This window comes from bacterium 336/3 (assembly GCA_001281695.1).
GTDB lineage: Bacteria > Bacteroidota > Bacteroidia > Cytophagales > Thermonemataceae > Raineya.
This window is the reverse complement of the sequence record LJIE01000001.1, coordinates 1,405,300-1,425,899: the sequence shown is the minus strand read 5'-3', so window position 1 is coordinate 1,425,899 and position 20,600 is coordinate 1,405,300. Positions and strand designations below refer to the sequence as shown.

At 32.4% G+C, this 20,600-nt stretch carries 15 protein-coding genes; 7 read left to right on the top strand and 8 right to left on the bottom strand.

The window, feature by feature from the left end:
- Window positions 1–6 precede the first annotated feature (6 nt).
- Window positions 7–4,086, top strand: coding sequence for a hypothetical protein (locus AD998_06760; GenBank protein KOY85883.1), 4,080 nt, complete (start codon window positions 7–9; stop codon window positions 4,084–4,086).
- Between the two features lie 180 nt (window positions 4,087–4,266).
- Here the strand turns inward: AD998_06760 and AD998_06755 are convergent, their stop codons facing one another.
- The 4 genes from AD998_06755 to AD998_06740 form a co-directional block, all read right to left on the bottom strand.
- Window positions 4,267–5,697 (bottom strand): hypothetical protein, encoded by a 1,431-nt coding sequence (locus AD998_06755; GenBank protein ID KOY85882.1) that lies wholly within the window; start codon window positions 5,695–5,697, stop codon window positions 4,267–4,269.
- A 90-nt stretch (window positions 5,698–5,787) separates the two neighbouring features.
- Window positions 5,788–6,876 (bottom strand): hypothetical protein, encoded by a 1,089-nt coding sequence (locus AD998_06750; GenBank protein KOY88093.1) that lies wholly within the window; start codon window positions 6,874–6,876, stop codon window positions 5,788–5,790.
- 161 nt (window positions 6,877–7,037) lie between these two features.
- Entirely contained in the window at window positions 7,038–7,520 is a 483-nt protein-coding gene (locus AD998_06745) for a hypothetical protein (GenBank protein KOY85881.1), read from the bottom strand.
- Window positions 7,517–7,696: a hypothetical protein gene (locus AD998_06740; GenBank protein KOY85880.1), complete on the bottom strand. Its 180-nt coding sequence runs from the start codon at window positions 7,694–7,696 to the stop codon at window positions 7,517–7,519. Before AD998_06740 ends, AD998_06745 begins: the two co-directional genes overlap by 4 nt.
- 171 nt (window positions 7,697–7,867) lie before the next feature.
- Between AD998_06740 and AD998_06735 the strand changes: the two genes are divergently transcribed.
- The 3 genes from AD998_06735 to AD998_06725 are packed head-to-tail and all read left to right on the top strand — an operon-like array spanning window position 7,868 to window position 11,364.
- Window positions 7,868–9,148, top strand: a complete 1,281-nt coding sequence (locus tag AD998_06735; protein KOY85879.1) for a histidinol dehydrogenase — start codon at window positions 7,868–7,870, stop codon at window positions 9,146–9,148.
- The gene (locus tag AD998_06730) at window positions 9,148–10,557 is read left to right on the top strand and encodes a hypothetical protein (protein ID KOY85878.1); all 1,410 of its coding nucleotides are present in this window, start codon (window positions 9,148–9,150) and stop codon (window positions 10,555–10,557) included. Before AD998_06735 ends, AD998_06730 begins: the two co-directional genes overlap by 1 nt.
- A 3-nt stretch (window positions 10,558–10,560) precedes the next feature.
- Window positions 10,561–11,364 carry a hypothetical protein gene (locus AD998_06725; GenBank protein KOY85877.1) on the top strand — a complete coding sequence of 268 codons (804 nt, stop codon included), beginning with the start codon at window positions 10,561–10,563 and terminating at the stop codon, window positions 11,362–11,364.
- Window positions 11,365–11,367: 3 nt separating this feature from the next.
- Here the strand turns inward: AD998_06725 and AD998_06720 are convergent, their stop codons facing one another.
- Window positions 11,368–12,558 (bottom strand): hypothetical protein, encoded by a 1,191-nt coding sequence (locus AD998_06720; GenBank protein ID KOY85876.1) that lies wholly within the window; start codon window positions 12,556–12,558, stop codon window positions 11,368–11,370.
- A gap of 217 nt (window positions 12,559–12,775) precedes the next feature.
- Here AD998_06720 and AD998_06715 point away from each other — a divergent pair, with 217 nt between their 5' ends.
- Entirely contained in the window at window positions 12,776–14,539 is a 1,764-nt protein-coding gene (locus AD998_06715; protein ID KOY85875.1) for an antibiotic ABC transporter ATP-binding protein, read from the top strand.
- A 180-nt stretch (window positions 14,540–14,719) separates the two neighbouring features.
- Here the strand turns inward: AD998_06715 and AD998_06710 are convergent, their stop codons facing one another.
- The 3 genes from AD998_06710 to AD998_06700 form a co-directional block, all read right to left on the bottom strand.
- A complete protein-coding gene (locus tag AD998_06710; protein KOY85874.1) occupies window positions 14,720–15,136 on the bottom strand; it encodes a hypothetical protein in 417 nt (138 codons plus the stop codon).
- A 211-nt stretch (window positions 15,137–15,347) separates the two neighbouring features.
- The gene (locus AD998_06705) at window positions 15,348–17,036 is read right to left on the bottom strand and encodes a hypothetical protein (protein KOY85873.1); all 1,689 of its coding nucleotides are present in this window, start codon (window positions 17,034–17,036) and stop codon (window positions 15,348–15,350) included.
- A gap of 459 nt (window positions 17,037–17,495) precedes the next feature.
- Window positions 17,496–18,740, bottom strand: coding sequence for an MFS transporter (locus tag AD998_06700; protein KOY85872.1), 1,245 nt, complete (start codon window positions 18,738–18,740; stop codon window positions 17,496–17,498).
- A gap of 105 nt (window positions 18,741–18,845) precedes the next feature.
- On the opposite strand from AD998_06700, the gene AD998_06695 reads away from it, so the two are divergent.
- Together AD998_06695 and AD998_06690 are read left to right on the top strand one after the other, a co-directional pair.
- Window positions 18,846–19,430, top strand: a complete 585-nt coding sequence (locus tag AD998_06695; protein ID KOY85871.1) for an ACP phosphodiesterase — start codon at window positions 18,846–18,848, stop codon at window positions 19,428–19,430.
- Window positions 19,431–19,548: 118 nt separating this feature from the next.
- The gene (locus AD998_06690; protein ID KOY85870.1) at window positions 19,549–20,565 is read left to right on the top strand and encodes a GTPase CgtA; all 1,017 of its coding nucleotides are present in this window, start codon (window positions 19,549–19,551) and stop codon (window positions 20,563–20,565) included.
- The last annotated feature ends 35 nt before the right edge of the window (window positions 20,566–20,600 follow it).

Below are 20,600 nucleotides of genomic sequence, written 5' to 3'. Positions count from 1 at the left end.
TATCTTATGCACTTTATAAAACTTGTTTTCTTATGTATTTTATTAACTTGCATTTCTACTCGTTTGCAAGCACAAGAAATCAATGAAAACCTTTTAGAAGCTATTGAAGCAAATAATCTAGCAAAAGTACAAGATTATGTTGCTAAAGGAGCAGATGTAAATTTCAGAGACGAGAACAATGCATCTGTACTTTTGTGGGCAACTTATAAAATGGATTTAACAACCATCAAATTTTTAATAAATAAAGGTGCTAAAGTTTTAAAAGATGATGGATTTATCTGGTTAAACGATAAAAAGGATAGTTATTATGGGAGTCTCATAGCTACTGCAACAGCTGAAAACAAGTTAGATGTATTAAAATATTTTGTAGAAGAACACAAAGTACCTGTTGATAGTAAAGAATTTTCTCCTTACGAAAATAAATACATTGGTTGGACAGCCTTACAATGGGCTGCTTATAAAGGACATACTAATATTACAAATTATCTTATTAAAAGCAAAGCCAATATCAATGACCATCTTTTCAACGAAAGTCCTTTGTATTATGCTTTAACCAATAAAAGAGAAGAAACAGCTCTCTCTCTCATACAAAATGGAGCAGATGTAAATCAGAAAGATAGTTATGGAAATACACCTCTTTATTTAGCAACTTTTTATGATTTAAAAGAAATTGTAAAAGCTATTACAAACAAAAAGGGTTATGAAATTTCTGACACAAATTTATTAGAAGTAGCCCTAGAGAGAGGTAATTTAGAGATTTTTGAAATGTTGGTGAAAAAGAAAATCCCTTTAGATCAAGCCTTTAAAGATGGAACATTTGCTCTACACCAAGCTGCAAAAAATGGTTACACAGATATTGTCCAATTGCTCTTAAGTAAAAAATTTCCAGTTAATCAGGTTGATAAGACAGGAAATACAGCCCTGATGTATGCAGCATACAATAACCAAACAAAAATTTGTAAGATTTTAGTAGAAAAAGGAATTGACAAAGAGATTAAAAACAGTCAAGGACAAACAGCTTTAGATTTTGCTAAAATGCGTAATCTAACAGAGTCTATAGACTTTTTAGAAAAAGGGACTTACAAAGAACCTGATACTTGGCACAGTCTCAATCAGGATGCTGTTCGATATTATAATCAAGGCAAAATAGACAAAGCTTCTGAAGCTATGGAAAAAGCTTGTTTTTATGTTGCTCAAAAGAATGGAGAAGAAAGTGAAGATTATGCAACAGCTCTTCATAATTTTGCAAGACTCAAAAAAAGTACAGGTAATTATCAATTAGCTGAGACTTTATTTTTAAAAAGTTTAAAAATAAGGGAGAAAAACAATTCTAAAAATCAGAGTTCTTCGCTCAATGAACTTGCTGGTAATTTTTATGAAAAAGGCAATTATCCAAAAGCCTTAGAATATTACTTAAAATCATTGAAAATCCAACCAGAAAACAGCTTTGAGTATGCTTCTACACTCGATTTGGTTGGGAATATGTATTATTTGAATACCTCTTTCAAAGAATCTGAAGAAGCCTATAAAAAGAGTCTTGATATTTTAAAAAAACTAGGGAAAGAAGAAACTTTCGATTACGCTATCACACTGAGCAATTTGGGTAATTTATTACAAGACATGGCTCGTTATAACGAAGCTAAATCTGTTTATCGTCAGAGTTTGAATATTTTTGATACTCATCACAAAAAACCTGAATATGATATTCTTCAACATCTAACAGTTATGAGTAACTATGCAGATGTATTTGTAGCGATAGGTGACTATAATATGGCTGAACTTTTTTTAAAAGAAAGAGTTCTTGATGCTATTCCCAGTAATAAAGAATTTAGTAACAGAGCTAGCGTATTAAACAATTTAGGTGTTCTACATTTACAAACCAATAGATTAGATGGTGCTGAATACTATTTAAAAGGATCTCTTGATTTAAAAAGAAAATCTCTAGGAGAAAATCATCCAAAATATTTAAGTACGTTGAGTTATTTGGCAAATTTATATCTCATGAAAAAAGAATATGCCAAAGCAGAAAAAATATATAAGCAGATTTTAAAACAAACAAAAAAAACGCTCTCTGAGAAAAATGCTCTCTATCTCAATACACTCAATAGTTTAGCAGAATTATACTCTGAAACCTCCAGAAATAACGAAGCTGAAAGTATGTATTTAAAGCTTTTAGAGCTTTCTAAAAATGACAAAGATGTAAGACAAAATGAATATGCCTCTTATGTTTATAATACTGGTACTTTTTATACCCACATTAAGAAATATAGTTTAGCAGAAAATTATTTGCGAGAAGCTCATTCTATTAGAAAAAAAGTATTAGGAGATAAACATTTGTTGTATTATCACTCTGTATTTGGTTTGGCTAAATTCTATTTTGATACAGGCAATATGAAAGAAGCCAATAAACTATTCAAAGAAAGTAATGAATTGTTGATGTATCTTATTCGTAAAAATCTGCCTTATATGTCAGAAAAAGGTAGAACTGAATTTGTAGAAAAGTTTCAAAGTCAATATGCTATTTTTACTGATTTTGCATTGGAATACAGCAAACAGGATATTTCTATTTTGGGTGATTTGTATAATCTTCGATTGGCTACCAAAGCTATTCTTCTAAATACTGAAACTGATTTTTATAAAAAAATTCAAAATACCACTGATTCTAAAATTACTGATTACTACAATTTATATTTACAAGAAAAAGACATACTATATAAAATTCAAATTAGTACTCAATTTGAAGCCGAAGCAAATATTCAAAAGCAAGTTGCTCGTGTAGAGCAGATGGAATCTGTTTTAAGTACACATTTAAACATCAAAAAAGATACTACATTACAAAATATTTCTTGGAAAGATGTACAGAAAAAGTTATTGCCCAATGAAGCAGCTATTGAAGTAGTAAAACTGGTAGGAGTTGATGAGAAAAATAAATATCAAGTTTTTTATGCATTTCTGATTCTTAAATCCAAAGGCTCTCCAGAGGTTATTAGATTAGATAATGGTCTTGAATTGGAAGAAAGTGGCTTAAAATACTTCCTGAATTCCATTAAGTATAAGAAAGAAGATAAGTTTTCTTATAACTTATATTGGGCTAAAATCGCTGAAAATATTAAGGGTATTAAAACTGTTTATTTATCACCTGACCATGTTTATACACAGATAAGTTTGAATACCCTTAAAAATACTACTACCAACAAGTATCTCAATGAAGAAGTTGAAATTGTTTTGTTTAACAATTTAAAGGAATTATTTACTTCAAAAAATAATGCTAATAAAGCTACAGATGCCATATTTTTTGGATACCCAAACTACCAGCTTGATAAACAAGAGTATTTACAAGCTCTCAATCGTGTCAAGAACAATCAAAATACTCTTTCTGAAATAGATAATGTAGATTTGGCATTGGCTTATAGCAACACAAGGGATTTTAGTTCGCTTACTCTTACTACCCTTCCTGGCACAAAAGCAGAAGTAGAAGCTATTGAAGAAATGTTTAAGAAAAAAGGTATCAAGACTCAAACATTTATGGCTGAAAATGCTTTGGAAGAATCTATTAAGAGTATCAAGAATCCTAAAGTATTGCATATTGCTACACATGGTTATTTTCTTTCTGATGTTCAAAGCAAAAATGACCAAGATAAGCTCATGGGTATCAAGCAGTCTGTACTTGCAAAAAATGTTTTGATGCGTTCGGGGCTTATGCTTGCAGGTGCAGAAAGCAATTTGAAAGCAACATCATCCAATACCGAAAATGGAATTTTAACGGCTCAAGAAGCCATGAATTTGAACCTTGGAGAAACTGAATTGGTTGTGCTATCTGCTTGCGAAACTGGCTTAGGTGAGATTAAGACAGGCGAAGGGGTTTATGGCTTACAGAGAGCTTTTAAAGTGGCAGGAGCTAAAGCTATTTTGATGAGTTTGTGGAAAGTAGATGATGAAGCTACGAAAGAATTGATGGTTAGTTTTTATGATAACTGGCTTAAAACCAATAACAAAAAACAAGCTTTTAAATTGGCTCAAGCCAAACTCCGAACCAAATTCCCTCATCCTTATTATTGGGGAGCATTTATCTTAATTGGTGAATAAAAACATTGATTATAGATAAACAAAATCAAATATTAGATAAGTAAAACTCCATTGCAGGAAAGCAAAATCGAGTTTTAAGTTTTTGAAACTAAATTGTAAGTTTCAAATGATTTGATGAATCCAATCACCAAAAAAATTAGCATATATAATAAAGCCTTCTAATTTCTTAGAAGGCTTTATTTATTTATCGGGTGGAGGGCTTTTCGGGACTCGCAAGAGCCATGCATCTCCTATTCCCATTTCTGTTTCAGCTCGTTGTTCCATCTTTTCAGCCTCATCAAAATCATCTGTTTCAAGGATGTATACATTATAAAACTTATTGGCTTTATTAAACCTTACTCTTCCATTTACAGCATAACGAGCCTTTAAATTTCTGAGCATTCTATCTGCATTCCCTTTTACTATAAAGGAACCTACAATCACATAATTTCTATAATCCTGACTTTTTAGTTCTTTTCTTTGTGCATCTGAAAGTGTATCAGGGTTTACCATGACTTCTCTAACAGTATCTTGTTTTGCCAATACCAACGTGTCTTCTATAAGTACTGAATCCATGGCAACTTCATCATCATAAATGGTAGAATCCACTGCTTTATCTTGAATATCTAAACCTCTTTCTTCAATTTTTGAGAGTCTTCTTAAGTTATAAATAAGTTGAATCTCATGAACAGGATTTTTATTAAAACCAGCTTTTTGTCCATTAAATTTGTAAGAGTAACTAATTCCTAATTTACTTTTATAAAACTTAGTACCCACAATGGCTGCAAAACCATAATTTTGAATCCAGCTTCCTCCAACCCAATGATGTCTTAAACCTTCATAATAATTAATCATATTATTGATTTCCAAAACTTTTTCTTTGTTATCAAAGGTTCTGAAAATAGCCAGAGGCTTCATGTACCAGTTTTGCAACTTTTGGGTTTGTATTTGACGAGAAATGGACAAAAACCAATTGGATATAGGATAAAATCCAGAAACTGTGTTGTCCAGTTTTGAGGTTTTGAATAAACGAGGCAAACCACCACCCAATTCCCAAACACTTGTTCCTGATTTACCACCAAAAACATATAAAAAGCCAAATTGCCCCACAGGACGAACAGGCTTATCTCTTCTATTGACAATAGCAGGGTCTGTAAGTAATTGATCGTCATCAATATTAAAACCATCTGCTTCAATACCCATTGAAAGTCCCAAACGCAAATTATTGACAGGTAATCCAAAAGCATTTACTTTGAGTTCACGAGCATACGCCAGCCAGCCACCTGTTGTTTGCCAAATGCTTCTTCTAAAATTATAGAGATTACCACCCCACGAATTTGGTGTAGGTGACTCAGCATTGAAGTTTTTATTAAAACTTAAAGATGTATATATTGGAACGTTGTCAAAAGCCCCTATTTGTTGCCTATGATGCGTAAAAAAGAACAAAGGATCTTCAGGAATACCAAATAAAGGGGGTAAACCAGTAGCAGCAGGATTGAGTAGAGGATAGTTGTTAAAATTATGTAAATGGAAAGGGGTATTTGGAATCCCTTGTGCCAATAACTGATTGGTTAGTAGCCCATAAAAGAATATAAAAAAAAATATTTTTTGTATCTTCTTGATAGTTAGCACTGTTTAAATATTGATAATGTGCAATGATAGAAAAAAAACAAATAGCATGCAAAATTATCTTTAATGTACGTAAGTTTCTATAAAAAAGTTTTAAAGTTTCATTTTTTTACGAACAGTAAGAGGTATTGCATCTTTGTGTACTACAATAGCAACGGTTTTCATTTTGAAATATTCTTCACTCATGTATAAAAATCCTTTGAAGTCGCTAATCTCACCCCATGAATTCTTGATATAATACCAATGTTTAGGTTGTTCTTTGGCTTTTTTATTCTTTTTAGAAATATTGACTTTGTCTTTAGCAAGCCCCACAATATGCATGACATGCTCTATTTGAGTTGTTTTATTATCAATATCTCTTTGTCTTGTTTTTTGATTTACTATGGTTGTATCAGATAAGTAGGCATAACCCTCTTCTGCTTTGAAAGTAGGTTCTACTGCATCTCCATCCCAAAGAACTGTATAGCCTTTTTTAAGGGCTTCATTAGTGATATTTACAAAATCCTCCAAAGGGACATTATAGTACATATCTTTTGTCCAATTATATTTATCTTCTAATATAAATTTTGTGTAGAAAGGTTGTGTTGTAATTGAGGTTATTTCGATATAATCGTCTGGATTGAATCCAAAAGCATTTTTTAAGAAATTTTGAGGTGTATATTGTTTTCCTTGATAAGAAAAAGTATTGGGTGGCGTCCCCAAAAAAGTATTCAAGACTGTTTTAGCAAAGTTTTCGTCTGAGGAGGATAATTCTTTTTTATTATTTTTTAGTAGATTAATGGTATAAGCTTGCATAATACTATCCAAAGGTGGGTGATAATGTCCTTCAAAAAGACTTTGACCTTTGTAGGCAGATTGTGGCAAAATACCATATTTTTTCACTACTCGCATTACATCATGAAATTGCCCTCCTGCTGTAAAAAAACTTTGTCCTTGGGTAGCCAGATGCTGTTCTATTTTAAATAAATAGGAATAATATGCTAAATACATTTCTGAGAAGTTCATTTTCCCCTTTCCCATCCTAAGTAGTTCGCTTTCAAGGAAAGATGTAGAACCAAAGCTCCAACAAGTACCAGACATTTGCTGATTCTCCACTGGAGTACATTGAATTAGTATTTCCATTTCAAAATCTTTGGATGGCTGAGCCCAAAGGTTTAGGGAAACAAAGCATAGTAGAAAAATAGTTAAGCGATGCATATCTATCTATTTTTATTTGTGTATCAGAGCAATATAAGTTTTTATTTTTTAAAATCCATATAAAAGAAAAAAACTGTCATCAAAAACGACAGCCTTTTTACGTATGCTTATTAAAATCAACTTAATTTACTATTCTTAATTGCTTCTTATTTCTTTTTATAACCAGAAAATGCTTTGATGTAGTCTTTCACAGTTTCTACCATCATATTATAACCTACACCCGATGCCGAAAACTCTTTTAAAGGACGCATAAACGGCTCAAACCAACTTGTATAAAGTTTATTCCAAACTTCATTGAGTTGTTCAATGTTATTTACATTGAAACTTTCTGGATTGAAAAACTGATTGTTGTTGTTTTTCAGGTAGTCATCCCATTTTGTTTGCATTTTTTGCAAATCGAGTAAATGGTTTGGCATATTCACACCTGCATGCTTTTGCATTTGCAAGTTCATTTCTTGGATCAGTTTGGATTGCTCTTCAAGCCATGTTTTATAAGCTTCTGAAAAAACCTCCACAAAGTTATCTTTTCCCCAAGACTCAGATATTTTCTGGATAGTTTCTAGGAAAATCTCCATCTGTCTTATTTGAGTTTTACTCAATATCTCCAGTATTTCCTTGCCCTGATTCATAATCTTATCTGATTTTGATGACACAAAGGTATAAACAAAAAGGCTAACACGCAAGTTATTTTTTGTGTTTTTTTATAAAAAAAAACCTTTGGTTTGATTTTTTCAATAAAAAAATTGTATTTTTCTAATTTCAAACAAAATTTATTCAGATCGATAAAATGTAGTTTTATAAGCATTTTATTCTATAAAATTTTGTGTAATCATTAAACGAAAATATATTATTTTACAATACATAGATTCTTACAAATCTTTATCAATTGGTGATATAACATTTATTATAAGACGAAATAAAATCCAAAGAATTATTATAAAATCATTAGATTTGCCTCTCAATTTTGAAATTCGTTATGAAAGTTATTAAAAATCCATCTCATAATACGTGGGCTAATATCTTGAAACGCCCCGTTCAGAGCAATATTGACATCATAGAACAAATTAAGCCTATTTTGGAAGAAATAAAAGAAAATGGTGATAAAGCAGCTCGCAAGTATAATTTAAAATTTGATAAATATGTAGGTAGTTTGCTTGTATCAGAAGAAGAAATGAAAAATGCTGAAAAGAAACTCCCTAAAGAGCTCAAACAAGCCATTGAACAAGCCTATCAGAATATTTATACATTCCACAAGCCTCAATTTTCTAAAAAAGTTTCTAAAATAGAAACAATGGATGGTGTGGTCTGTTGGAGAAAAAGCATTGGTATTGAAAAAGTAGGTTTATACATCCCTGGAGGTACTGCTCCTTTGTTCTCTACAGTTTTAATGCTGGGTGTTCCTGCTCAGATTGCAGGTTGTCAAGAGGTTATTTTATGTAGCCCTCCTAAAGGTGAACACTTACACCCTGCTATTTTATTTGCAGCTAAATTGGTAGGTATCAAGAAAATATTTAAAATAGGAGGCGTACAAGCTATTGGAGCAATGGCTTATGGAACAGAAAGTATTCCTAAAGTTTATAAAATTTTTGGACCAGGTAATCAATATGTAACTGCTGCCAAACAGTATGTATTACAAGAGAGTGTAGCCATCGATATGCCAGCAGGACCTTCGGAAGTAATGGTTTGGGCGGATGATTCAGCTGTAGCTGATTTCGTGGCTGCTGACTTACTTTCACAAGCTGAACATGGTGTAGATAGTCAGGTAATTTTATTGACAACTTCAGAAAAATTTGCCGAAAAAGCTAAAAAAGCTGTTGAAAAACAGTTAAGACAACTTCCCAGACAAGAAATTGCAAAAAAAGCTTTGGATAATAGCAAAATCATCATTGTTGAAGATGAAGATACAGCCTTAAAAATTAGCAACTTGTATGCTCCTGAACATCTCATTTTAGCTATTAAAAATGCTGAAAAAATAGCTGAAAAAATTATCAATGCAGGTTCTGTATTTATCGGTAATTATACTCCTGAAAGTGCTGGTGATTATGCTTCAGGTACAAACCATACTTTGCCTACTAATGGCTATGCAGTTGCTTATAGTGGTGTTTCTGTAGATAGTTTTGTGAAGAAAGTAACTTTCCAAAAAATTTCTAAAAAAGGTTTAGCAAATATCGGTTCGACTATTGAATTGATGGCAGAAGCTGAAGAGCTATTTGCTCACAAAAATGCAGTGTCTATTCGTTTAAAGCACAAAAAATAATGTCAAAAAAGACCATCACTATCATTGGGGCTGGTTTTAGTGGGCTCATGACAGCCATTCATCTAATTATTTCAAAAAGAAAAGATATTGAAATAGTTGTAGTGAGCCCTCAAGAGTGTTTTACAAAAGGTATTGCTTACAATACTTATAGTAAACATCATTTGCTTAATGTGGTGGTGGGAAAAATGAGTTGTTTTCCTGAACAGCCTGAACATTTTTTGGAATGGTTAAGTCAAAAAGAACCTTATCATCAATTAGATAAAAGTCTTTTGGCTACTGTTTTTGCTCCAAGAGAACTCTATGGAAAATACTTGGAAGAAACGTGGCATAATACAATCAAAAATTACAAACCTGATAATCTGAAAATTATACATCAAAAAGTTTCAGATATTTCGTATTTGCCAGAAAAACAACAATACCATTTTTTTACTACTGATAACCAGAGTTTTACAACAGACTATATAGTTTTAGCAACGGGCAATGAGCTTCCCAAAAATCCTACTATTTTAAATCATCATTTTTTCAAAAACAATCACTATTTTCAAAATCCTTGGGCTTATGAAAGTGTTGAGGGTGTTGAAAAATTAGAAAGTATTTTACTAATAGGCAATGGATTAACAATGGTAGATGCTGTATTAGGATTACAAGAAAATAATTTTCAGGGAAAAATTTATTCTTTATCTCCTAACGGTTTTCAAATTTTACCTCATAGGCATAATGGTGTTCCTTATCACCAAATGCTTCCTGAAATACAGCCTCCTTATTCCATCACAAAATTATTCAGTATTTTCAGGAAGCATATCACATTTGTTCGCCAATTTGGTATTTCGGCAGAGCCAGTAATTGATTCTGTAAGAAGTATTTCACAAAAAATATGGCAAGAGTTAAGTTTATTTGATAAGCAAATTTTTATCAGGCATGCAAGGCATTTGTGGGGAGTGGCTAGGCACCGATTACCTACTTACATTCATGATAAAATACAAGATTTACAACGAAATCAATATTTACAGATATTGAAAGGTAAGTTGCTAAATTTGGAGGAAGAATCTCCTCAAAAAATAAAAGTAAGTTATTGGGATAGAAAAAAGAAAAAAGAAAACTATATTTGGGTAAATAGAGTTATTAACTGTACTGGACCCAATACTGATATTAGTCAATCCAATAATCTTTTGATTCAAAATTTGTATCAAAAGAAAATAATCCAAACTGATGATTTAAAGCTTGGTATTCGAACAGATATACATGGTGCTATTTATCAAGATAATAATGAAATTAATCATCGTTTTTTTACTTTAGGAAGTTTGCTAAAAGGTATGTTGTGGGAAAGTACAGCTGTACCAGAATTAAGAGTACAAGCCAAAAATTTAGCACAATTTATGCTTGAAACTATAGATAAAGACCTTTCATAAACTATGTTTAATAAACTATTTGCTTTCTGCCTTTTTATCTTCATTGCTTTCACAACAAATGCTCAAAGTGTATTTGAAGATGATTTTACAAAAGAATACACTTTTGGTATCAATCTCAATACCAATGGAGGTTTCCCTTCAGGTGTAAGTTTTAAGTATGGCAAAATTACAGACAATGCTCGTGTCAACACTACCTATGCCATTGAATTAGTGGGTATTAGGCATCCACAAGAGTACAAATTTTCAGGCGTTACTTATATAAATTCTCAATCGTTTGTTAGAGCTAAACAAAACTATTTGCATAGTTTACGTTTACAATTTGGAAAAGATGGTATTTTATTCAGGAAAGCCGCTCAAGAAGGTGTACAAGTGAATGCTGTAGTTGCAGGAGGTTTAAGTTTAGGTTTTTTGAAACCTTATATGATTCGATATGATGTATCGACAGCAACAGGTGTGGGTGAGCAAATCGAAGATATTCCTTTTTATAGTTATAATTTTGAAGATGCTAACAAATTTCAAAGTTTGTATGGTGTACCTTTGTCAGAAGACCGTATCATTGGCAGAGGTTCTTTTTTTGGAGGTTTTGATGGTTTACAAGTTGTCCCAGGTTTTAATGCCAAAATAGGCTTATCTTTCGAGGTTGGTGCTTTCAAAACCAACCTTACAGGTGTAGAGGCTGGTTTTACTTTTGAAACTTTCGCCAAGAAAATGCCTATTATGAATGTAAACAGTGTTCCCGAAAAAATGAAAAACTATGGCACTTTTGCAGCCATGTATATTTCATTTTTCTTTGGTGGCAGACGATAAACGTTATTGCCACCTTGCAGGAATATCAAAACTAATTTTAGAGTTTATATTGGTCAGAATACTGATAAGCACCAATGTCAGTCCATACAATTCTAAATGCTGATAAGCGTATAAAAATCCCCATGATATCACAGAAATAATTGAAATAGTAATAGCTCCCCTCACAATATAGGTTAGTATTTTATGAAATATGGGTTGATCTAAAAAATAGTAGGTATAAGTATTTTGTAGATAACGATAAAAAGCTATTAATTTATCAGAGAAGAAACTTACTAGCAGTCCAACAAGTATCGTATAAAGTAAATCATTTCTTTGGTAGCTCATTCCACCTTTAAGCCATGAAGCAGGTAAGTAGTAGTACAAGATTCCAAATGTAAGTCCTATACTAACAAGTAACATTCCTCCTTCGGCGTATTTATGATATTTATTCCACAATTGTCCAGTTATCATTGCTTTACCAATTCCAAACAACATTAAGAATGAGGCAGATAAAACAAGTGGTAAAAGAGAAAAATTGATATGATTTCCATAAACTTGAGCCAGTAAAATACTGCATATCAGAGTAATCATCAAAGCATCTAATCTTTCGTTACTAATAAAAGAGCTTTCTATATTTTTAGGATGTAGACTATCATTGTATTGCCACAAACGAAAACTGCCAATCACAAAACTTATTCCCAAAAAACTACTTGCCAAAATAGCCAGTAATGTCTTTGTTCCTAGAATAGCAAAAAAATGATTATCAAGTAAATAAGCATTTAAAAACAAGCTTCCTCCCAAAGAGAGAATACTAAAAGGAGTATTTTTAATCTGTTTTAAAAGAGCATGATTGGTTTTGAAAAGATGAGAAATTCCCACATTTACAATCCACCATACAACATTTGCCCAAAAAAACACAGATAAAACACTTGCATTTACACTCCCTCCTACCCATGCAAGTACAGTAAGACAAAGTACAGGTACTACCCAAATTTTGTATTCATATCGAATAAAATAAACAGCCTGATAACGCAAAATACGCCAAAACTGTGCTATTTTAATCCCTGAATCAAATTTCAAAAATTGTCTAATCACTCTAAAACTTGTAATTAAAACTGTCAGAACGCCCCATAACGAGACATTGTTCCAAACTTGTTCCATAGTCAAAAATATGTTGGTTACAGCTTGCAAAATTACGTCATTTGCATTTATCATAAAAGCTTTTTTTATTATAATTACCAAATAACTCATTATCAATACTATAAATACAAGTAAAATTGCACTTAACTAATATCAGGGTTGTATTTTCAATAGTTTGAACCAAAACAAGCTTTTTTTAGTTTTAAAAAAAGACCAAAAATACATATCACTTCAACGACTTTTTTCGTTAAATTTGGTAGAGTTTTCACGATTATAATTTTCAGTTAATACTTTGGAACCAGAACAGAAAAAAAAAGGCAGAATCATTGATAGCCAAATACTTAAAAGGCTTTATAGCTTTACAAAACCTTATAAACTTACTTTTTATTCCGTTATATTTCTTACCTTATTTTTAGCTTTATTAGGTCCAATACGCCCTTATTTAGTTCAATATAGTGTAGATAACTACATGAACGAAGGGCAAGAAGGTATGTTACTCACTTTGACTATGTGGATGATTGCCCTGCTTGCCTTACAGTCTGTGGTACAATATGCTCACACATTTTGGTCTGGTTGGATAGGGCAAACCATTGTAAAAGATATACGAGTACGCCTTTATGATAAAATGTTGAGTTTGAGACTTAAATTTTATGATAAAACTCCTGTTGGAAGACTTGTAACACGAAATATTTCAGATATTGAAACACTTTCTACTGTATTTGGAGATGGAATAGCAGCCATTGTAGCAGATATTTTGCAAATTATCGCTATTTTGTTTATGATGTTTTATACCAACTGGAAACTCACACTGGTGAGTCTTTCTATGTTGCCTTTTTTACTTATTACCACTTATATTTTCAAAGAAAAAGTAAAAGTAGCTTTTGCAGAAGTAAGAAATGCCGTTGCAAATCTCAATACTTTTGTACAAGAGCATATTTCGGGAATGAATATTGTTCAGATATTTGGAGCAGAAAAAAGAGAAGTAGAAAAATTTAATGATATCAACAAAGAACATAGAAGGTCTAACTTAAAATCTGTTTTATATTACTCAGTATATTTCCCTGTGGCAGAGATTATTAGTGCAGCAGGTACAGGTTTGATTGTATGGTATGGAGCAAAAGAAGTTATTGAAGAACAAACTACTTTGGGTGTCCTGATTGCCTTCATGATGTATATATCTCTGTTTTTTAGACCCATCCGAATGATTGCTGATAGATTCAATACACTCCAAATGGCAATTGTAAGTTCTGAACGTATCCTTAATTTATTGGATAACCAAGAAGATACTGTTGAAAATGGTTCTCATAAACCTGAAAGTTTAGAAGGCTATATCCAATTTGAAAACGTATGGTTTGCTTATAATGACGAAGATTACGTACTCAAAAATGTTTCTTTTGAAGCTCAAAAAGGTGAAACCCTTGCATTTGTGGGTGCTACGGGTGCAGGAAAATCCTCTATCATCAATTTGATTAATCGTTTTTATGAAATCAACAAAGGTAAAATACTGATTGATAAAAAAGACATCAAAGAGTACGATTTACAGACGCTTCGCTCTCATATTGGTGTCGTTTTACAAGATGTATTTTTGTTTTCAGGTTCTATCAGAGAAAATATTACTTTGGGTGATTCCGAAATTTCTGATAAAACCATTTGGAGAGCAGCCGAACTAGTTGGTGCTAAAGATTTTATTGAACGCCTGAACGGCGGACTCGACTATCAGGTGATGGAACGTGGAGCTACCCTTTCGGTAGGGCAACGCCAGCTTATTTCGTTTGTCAGGGCGATGGTTTACGAACCTGAAATCATTATTTTGGACGAAGCGACCTCTTCTGTGGACTCCGAAACCGAAGAAATGATACAAAATGCTATCAATAAACTCATGAAAGGCAGAACAGCCATCGTGATTGCCCATAGACTTTCTACCATTCAGCATGCTCATAAAATTATTGTTTTGGATAAAGGGGAAATCAAAGAAGTAGGTAACCATGAGGAACTACTCAAACAAAACGGTTATTATACCCAACTTCACCAAATGCAGTATAAAGAATTGGCTTAGATTTTTTTGAGACAAAGGAGTATAGAAAAAGGAAAAAAGATACAATATCTTTTTTCCTTTTTTGTTTGGATTAAATTCATAATAAATAACGCTAGTGAAGCTATGTGATTTTAGTTTATAAAACATATTTTAATCACGAACAGTAAGAAAAAACTAATCTCTCTTGTCTCATGTCTAAATCTACTTTTTATCTTTGTTATCAAAAATAGCAAGTAGAAACTCCAATTGAGCCTTTATTTTTTCTAAATCTTTCTCAAAAGCTTCTTTATTACTATCTTTCGTATTCTCTTGATTATAAGTAATATTTGTTGTACCAATATTTACATTCTGACCATTTTGGCTATTCTTACCATCAAATTGATTTTCATAAATATTATCAATGAGTGTTCTGGGGTCTGTGAGCAGGCTGATAATTTTTTGTGGGTCTAATTGGTACACGTCTTGGGCTATTTTTTCTAAAATAGGCATTTGTATCTCATTTTCTTGCTCGAGTTGGGCATATTCTGAGCTTGTAAAGCCTATTTTGGAGGCTACTTGCTCTTGTGTATATTTATACAAATCTCTCACAATTTGTAGCTTTTTCCCAATATTTTCCATATTCGTAAGATAGTAAGTGATTTATGTACAAAAGTACAAAAAACTTATCAGATTATACTAACTTTAATCTTATCATTGGAAATCTCATATAGATTAGCTTCGTTGAGACCGTTCAAGTTCGCCTTTGGCTTGTAATAAACATTGTACATCATTGCGACTACGAACAAAGTGAAGCAGAAAGCGATCCAAAAAAACCTAATAGCAGTAAAAATTACTCAGGTATTCCTTTTCTATTATTATTATCTAACCATTTTTTTATTGAACCTATAAAATCCCACACATCACCATTTGATGGTTTCACATAGTTTGATTGTTCGGGATTTTCGCCCATTTTCTCAAATACATCAATTAACCAATTAGACTTATCACGTGTTGGATTAATGTATTTCATCCAAGATTCAAGCTCGCCATTTCTAACTACAAATACGCCATAGTTTTCTAATTGGTCAAAAAAACTATTACATGCTTCTTGTTCATTTGTATTTAGTATTTGTATTCCACCATCTATTTTCCAATTTCTCTCTGTTGCATTTAAAGCATCATAAAATGACTTTCTTTGACTTTCCAAGCCTTTATGGCTAAGTTCAGGAATAAAAGCTCCATCAAGTAATTTTCCAAATGTTCTTCCTCCTTCTTTTAAAACATCAATGTCAACCACTCCAACTGTAGGTATACCTAATTCACGTAAAGGAGCAACTATACTCCAAACTGTTTGTTTATTCTGAGCATTAATAAATAAACAATTATTAATACCTCTTGAATCATTTTCAGATAATAATCTCTCATTAATTTCTTGGTAAAAAGCTCTATCAGAATCAGCTTCTGTAACAATAACTGATTCATAAAATACTCCATTTAAAACACCTGTAGAACGTAATAAGGGGTGCCTCATTAAATGCAATATTTTATCTTGTGGCAACAATCGTGAGGTTGCTAAACCATTTTTATAAGTCAATCTAACTATATTGAGAGGCGTTCCAGATTGAATGCATCCCATAAGAAATGAGGCACTATGAGTAGAAGCAAAAAAGCGTTTTTTAGTGCCTACCAAAGTCTTACATATTTCTTTACCCAGCCTACTTGCTAATGAAGGATGTAAGAATGCTTCAGGCTCATCAATCAATGTTATTTTAGAATCTCCAGCCATTATACTAGTAATAATTCCACAAAAAGCCTTTATCCCATCACTCATATCATCAATTAACTTTGCATTACTATGAAACAAAATAGACTTTTCTGTCCATCCTCTTTCCTCTTCTTCATCAACAGGAGGCACATCTGATAATCTGACTCTTAAAGATCTTACATTAGTTAAATCTATCACAAAATATTTACCAAAAGCATCATAAATTTTTTGTCTTATTTTAGCCCTCAATTCATTATTTTTAAATAAATAAGTGAGTAAATTTTGGGGGAAGTTTTGTAAATCACTGGTTTCAGCTTCTCTCAATAAATTTAATCTGTTATCACCTCGTAAACCGAGTACATACATTTGTAAAAACTTAAGATAAGAATCATCATTTTGAGTACTATTAGGGTTTTGGGCGTTATGAATTAAGTTATTCCTAGATATATTATGACGTACTAAATTATTTATTGCATGAATTTTACTTAACCTAATGAATCCACTCCCTAATATTGAAACATCTTGAATAGGGATTTCTATAAGTGAAATTTCATATTCTATTTCTTCTTTGGTGAGAGACGAAAAAACTATATGATCTAATACAAGATTATTCTGATATGATTTTGAAGAATAACAATTACTCTCTATTTCTTGAAGAACCTTGCTTTTTCCTGAATTATTGGGACCAACAAATATAGTAACAGGTGTTAAATCTACTTCTAAATTAGGTTTTCCAACACAAGAACCAGATTTTAGTGTTATTTTGTCTATCATAATACTTTAAAATTATTATCTCCAGCTTTTACTAAGCCAATCTAAACAATAAAAAACTCCCACGCATCAGGGAATCCCTGATTTTTGGGGTGTGTAAGAAAAACATGAATATTTTTAATAAAAAGTGAATTATAAGAAAATTAAGGTGTATTTAAAAACAAAAAACACCTAAAAATCGTGTAATATTTTAGGTGTTTTTTAATATTTTAACAAAAATAATAGTATCACTACTATTTAAAATTTCAAAGTTTGTAAGTTTTATAAAGATTACTTCACCACTTCGTGGCTCGTAATGACGCTGTACGTCTTTGCGACTGCGAACAAAGTGAAGCAGGAAGCTGATTTTGGCTTTATGTCAGACGATAGTCAGACAAAGCCAAAGTATTCAAATCTGACTAAAAATAAATTCCTTTTTCTTTTCTTCAATATCTTTTTTCTCATGTCTTACATCCCAAAAAACTACCATTTCCTTTTCTGATAACCCTTGTAGCCATAATAAGCGATAAATAAGTATGCTGGTACAAGAAGCCAATAGGCATTTTGCAGACCAATACTTTTATTATCTGCCAAAGCTCCATACAAAAGTGGTAAAACAGCCCCTCCTGCAATAGCCATAATCAGCATAGCAGAGCCTGTTTTAGTCAGTTTGCCCAAATCGGCAATGGCAAGCGGGAAAATAGCAGGCCACATCACAGAATTTGCAAGACCCAATAAGGCAATCGCCATGATAGAAGTTTCTTTTTCTGTAAAAACAGCCACCAGACTAAACAGTACACCCAACATAGCACAGATAGTCAATATTTTTTGCTGAGAAATATATTTGGGAATTGTAAAAATAGCTATTACATAACCCACGAGCATTCCTACAAGTGTATAAGATGTAAAATACTTTACATCCGTAAAACCCCAAAATTTACCATAACCTGCAATGGTATCTCCAGCCATTACCTCCACCCCTACATACAAAAACAAAGCGATTACCCCCAAAACGAGTTGCGGATACTCTAAAATATTGGTATGTGGTGTTTTTTCGTCTGTTGTATCTGTTTTAGATTCTTCTATTTGAGGTAGTTTGGCAAATCTGAGCATCAGAGCTAATAATACCAATACTGATGACATAATAGCATAAGGTATTATTACTTTAGAAGACAAAGTACTTAAATACTCAATACGAACATTACCCTCCAAAGTTTTGAGTGTTTTTTCTACATCACCTGCATCAGACAAAATAATTGTTCCCACTATCACAGGGCTGATAATTCCTGCCACTTTGTTGGCAATTCCCATAATACTGATGCGTTGAGCAGCACTTTCTGGGTTACCCAAAACAGCTACATACGGATTGGCTGCCGTTTGGAGAATGGCTAAACCTGTTCCCTGCACAAACAAACCCAATAAAAAAAGCTCGTAAGTACGAGTATTGGCAGCAGGTATAAAAATAATAGCCCCTAATGCCATGACTCCAAGCCCCAAAGACATTCCATTTTTAAAACCTATTTTATTAAGAATTCCAGCAGAGGGCAATGCCATCACAAAATATGAAATATAAAAAGCAAAAGTTACCAAATAAGCTTGTACATCTGTTTTGAGTTCGCAGGCTATTTTTAAATAGGGAATCAGAATACCATTCAGCCATGTAACAAAGCCAAAAATAAAAAAGAAGATGCCAATAATAATAAGCGGGAACGTATAAGAACGGTTCATAAAATATCTGTCAGGATTTTGATGTCAAGATGCAAAGATAAAAAAGCCTTTGTTTTGACCTAAAAATAAATTAAGTTTGTTATAACACAAACAACCTTTTACACCTTGAATTTTTTAGCTCATATTTATCTTTCAGGCGATTCGCTTAAAATCCAAATCGGAAATTTCATTGCTGATTCTATCAAAGGTAAACAATTTGAAAGTTTTGATGATGAAATCCAAAAAGGGATTCGTTTGCATAGAGCCATTGATGCCTACACAGACCAACACCCTATTGTACAACAAAGTACCGAAAGACTCAAAGAAACGCAAAAAAGATATGCTCCTGTAGCTGTAGATATATTTTATGACCATTTTTTAGCTAAGAATTGGGAAAATTATCATCAAGAACCTTTGGAAAGTTTTGTAAATAATTTCTATGAGAATATACAGCAATATCATGATATTTTGCCTTCCGAAATTCAGTATATGCTCCCCTATATGATACGCCAAAATTGGCTTTATAACTATCAGAAAATGAAGGGAATTGAAAGAGTTTTTGAGGGAATGAATCAAAGGACAAGTTTTCAGTCTAATTTTTTACAAGCTCCTCAGGATTTACTCACGCATTATGCAGATTTTGAGCAAGATTTTACATTGTTTTTCCCTGAACTGATTAGTTTCTCTAAAGATTTTGAAAAGGAAATATAATTTCTAATCATTCTAAATTTTAAAATTGTTAATTTTGCAAAGATTTTCCCTTAAAATCATAGTAAACACAGTATAATTTCTTATATCTTGTGTGTAATATCTAATTTATCTAAAAAGTATGGGTTCTCCGAATTTCATAGATTACGTAAAAATAAATTGTCGCTCAGGAAAAGGTGGAGCTGGTTCGATTCATTTCAGAAGAGAGAAATATATTCCCAATGGTGGCCCCGATGGTGGTGATGGCGGACGTGGTGGACATATCATTTTAAAAGGCAATGCTCAACTTTGGACGCTTCTGCACCTAAAATATAGAAAGCATGTAAAAGCCAAAGATGGTGTCAATGGGCAAAGTGCCAACAAAAAAGGTGCTGATGGTGAGGATGTTATTTTAGAAGTTCCTCTTGGTACAGTCGTAAAAGACCCTGAAACTGAAGAAATTTTACTTGAAATTACCACAGATGGCGAAGAAAAAATTCTATTTTCTGGTGGACGTGGTGGTATGGGAAATTGGCATTTTAAAACCCCTACAAAACAAGCTCCTCATTATGCCCAACCTGGTGAAGAAGGCATTGAACAATGGGTAATTTTAGAATTAAAAGTTCTTGCAGACGTAGGTTTGGTAGGCTTCCCAAATGCAGGCAAATCTACACTTCTTTCTGTGGTTTCGGCTGCCAAGCCCGAAATTGCAGATTATCCGTTTACAACTATCACTCCAAATTTGGGCGTGGTAAAGTATAGAGAATACCAATCTTTTATCATGGCTGATATCCCTGGTATTATTGAAGGTGCTTCTGAAGGTAAAGGATTAGGCTTGAGATTTTTAAGACATATCGAACGAAACTCTATTTTGTTATTTCTTGTTTCAGCAGAAGTAGAGAGTCTCAGTAAAGAATATAGAATTTTATTGAATGAGCTCAAAGAGTATAATCCAGAGCTTTTGGATAAAAAACACCTGTTGGCTGTAAGTAAATGTGATTTGATAGATGAAGACCAAATGAAAAAACTGAAAAGAACACTTCCTAAAAATGTTTCTGCCATCTTTATTTCAGCACTTGCCAACCAGAATATTGATACACTCAAAGATATGATTTGGAAGACTCTGGAAGAAGAAAATTTGGTAAAAGAGGAAGATTAATTTTTATTGCTGTTAGATTATTCACAATCTTGATT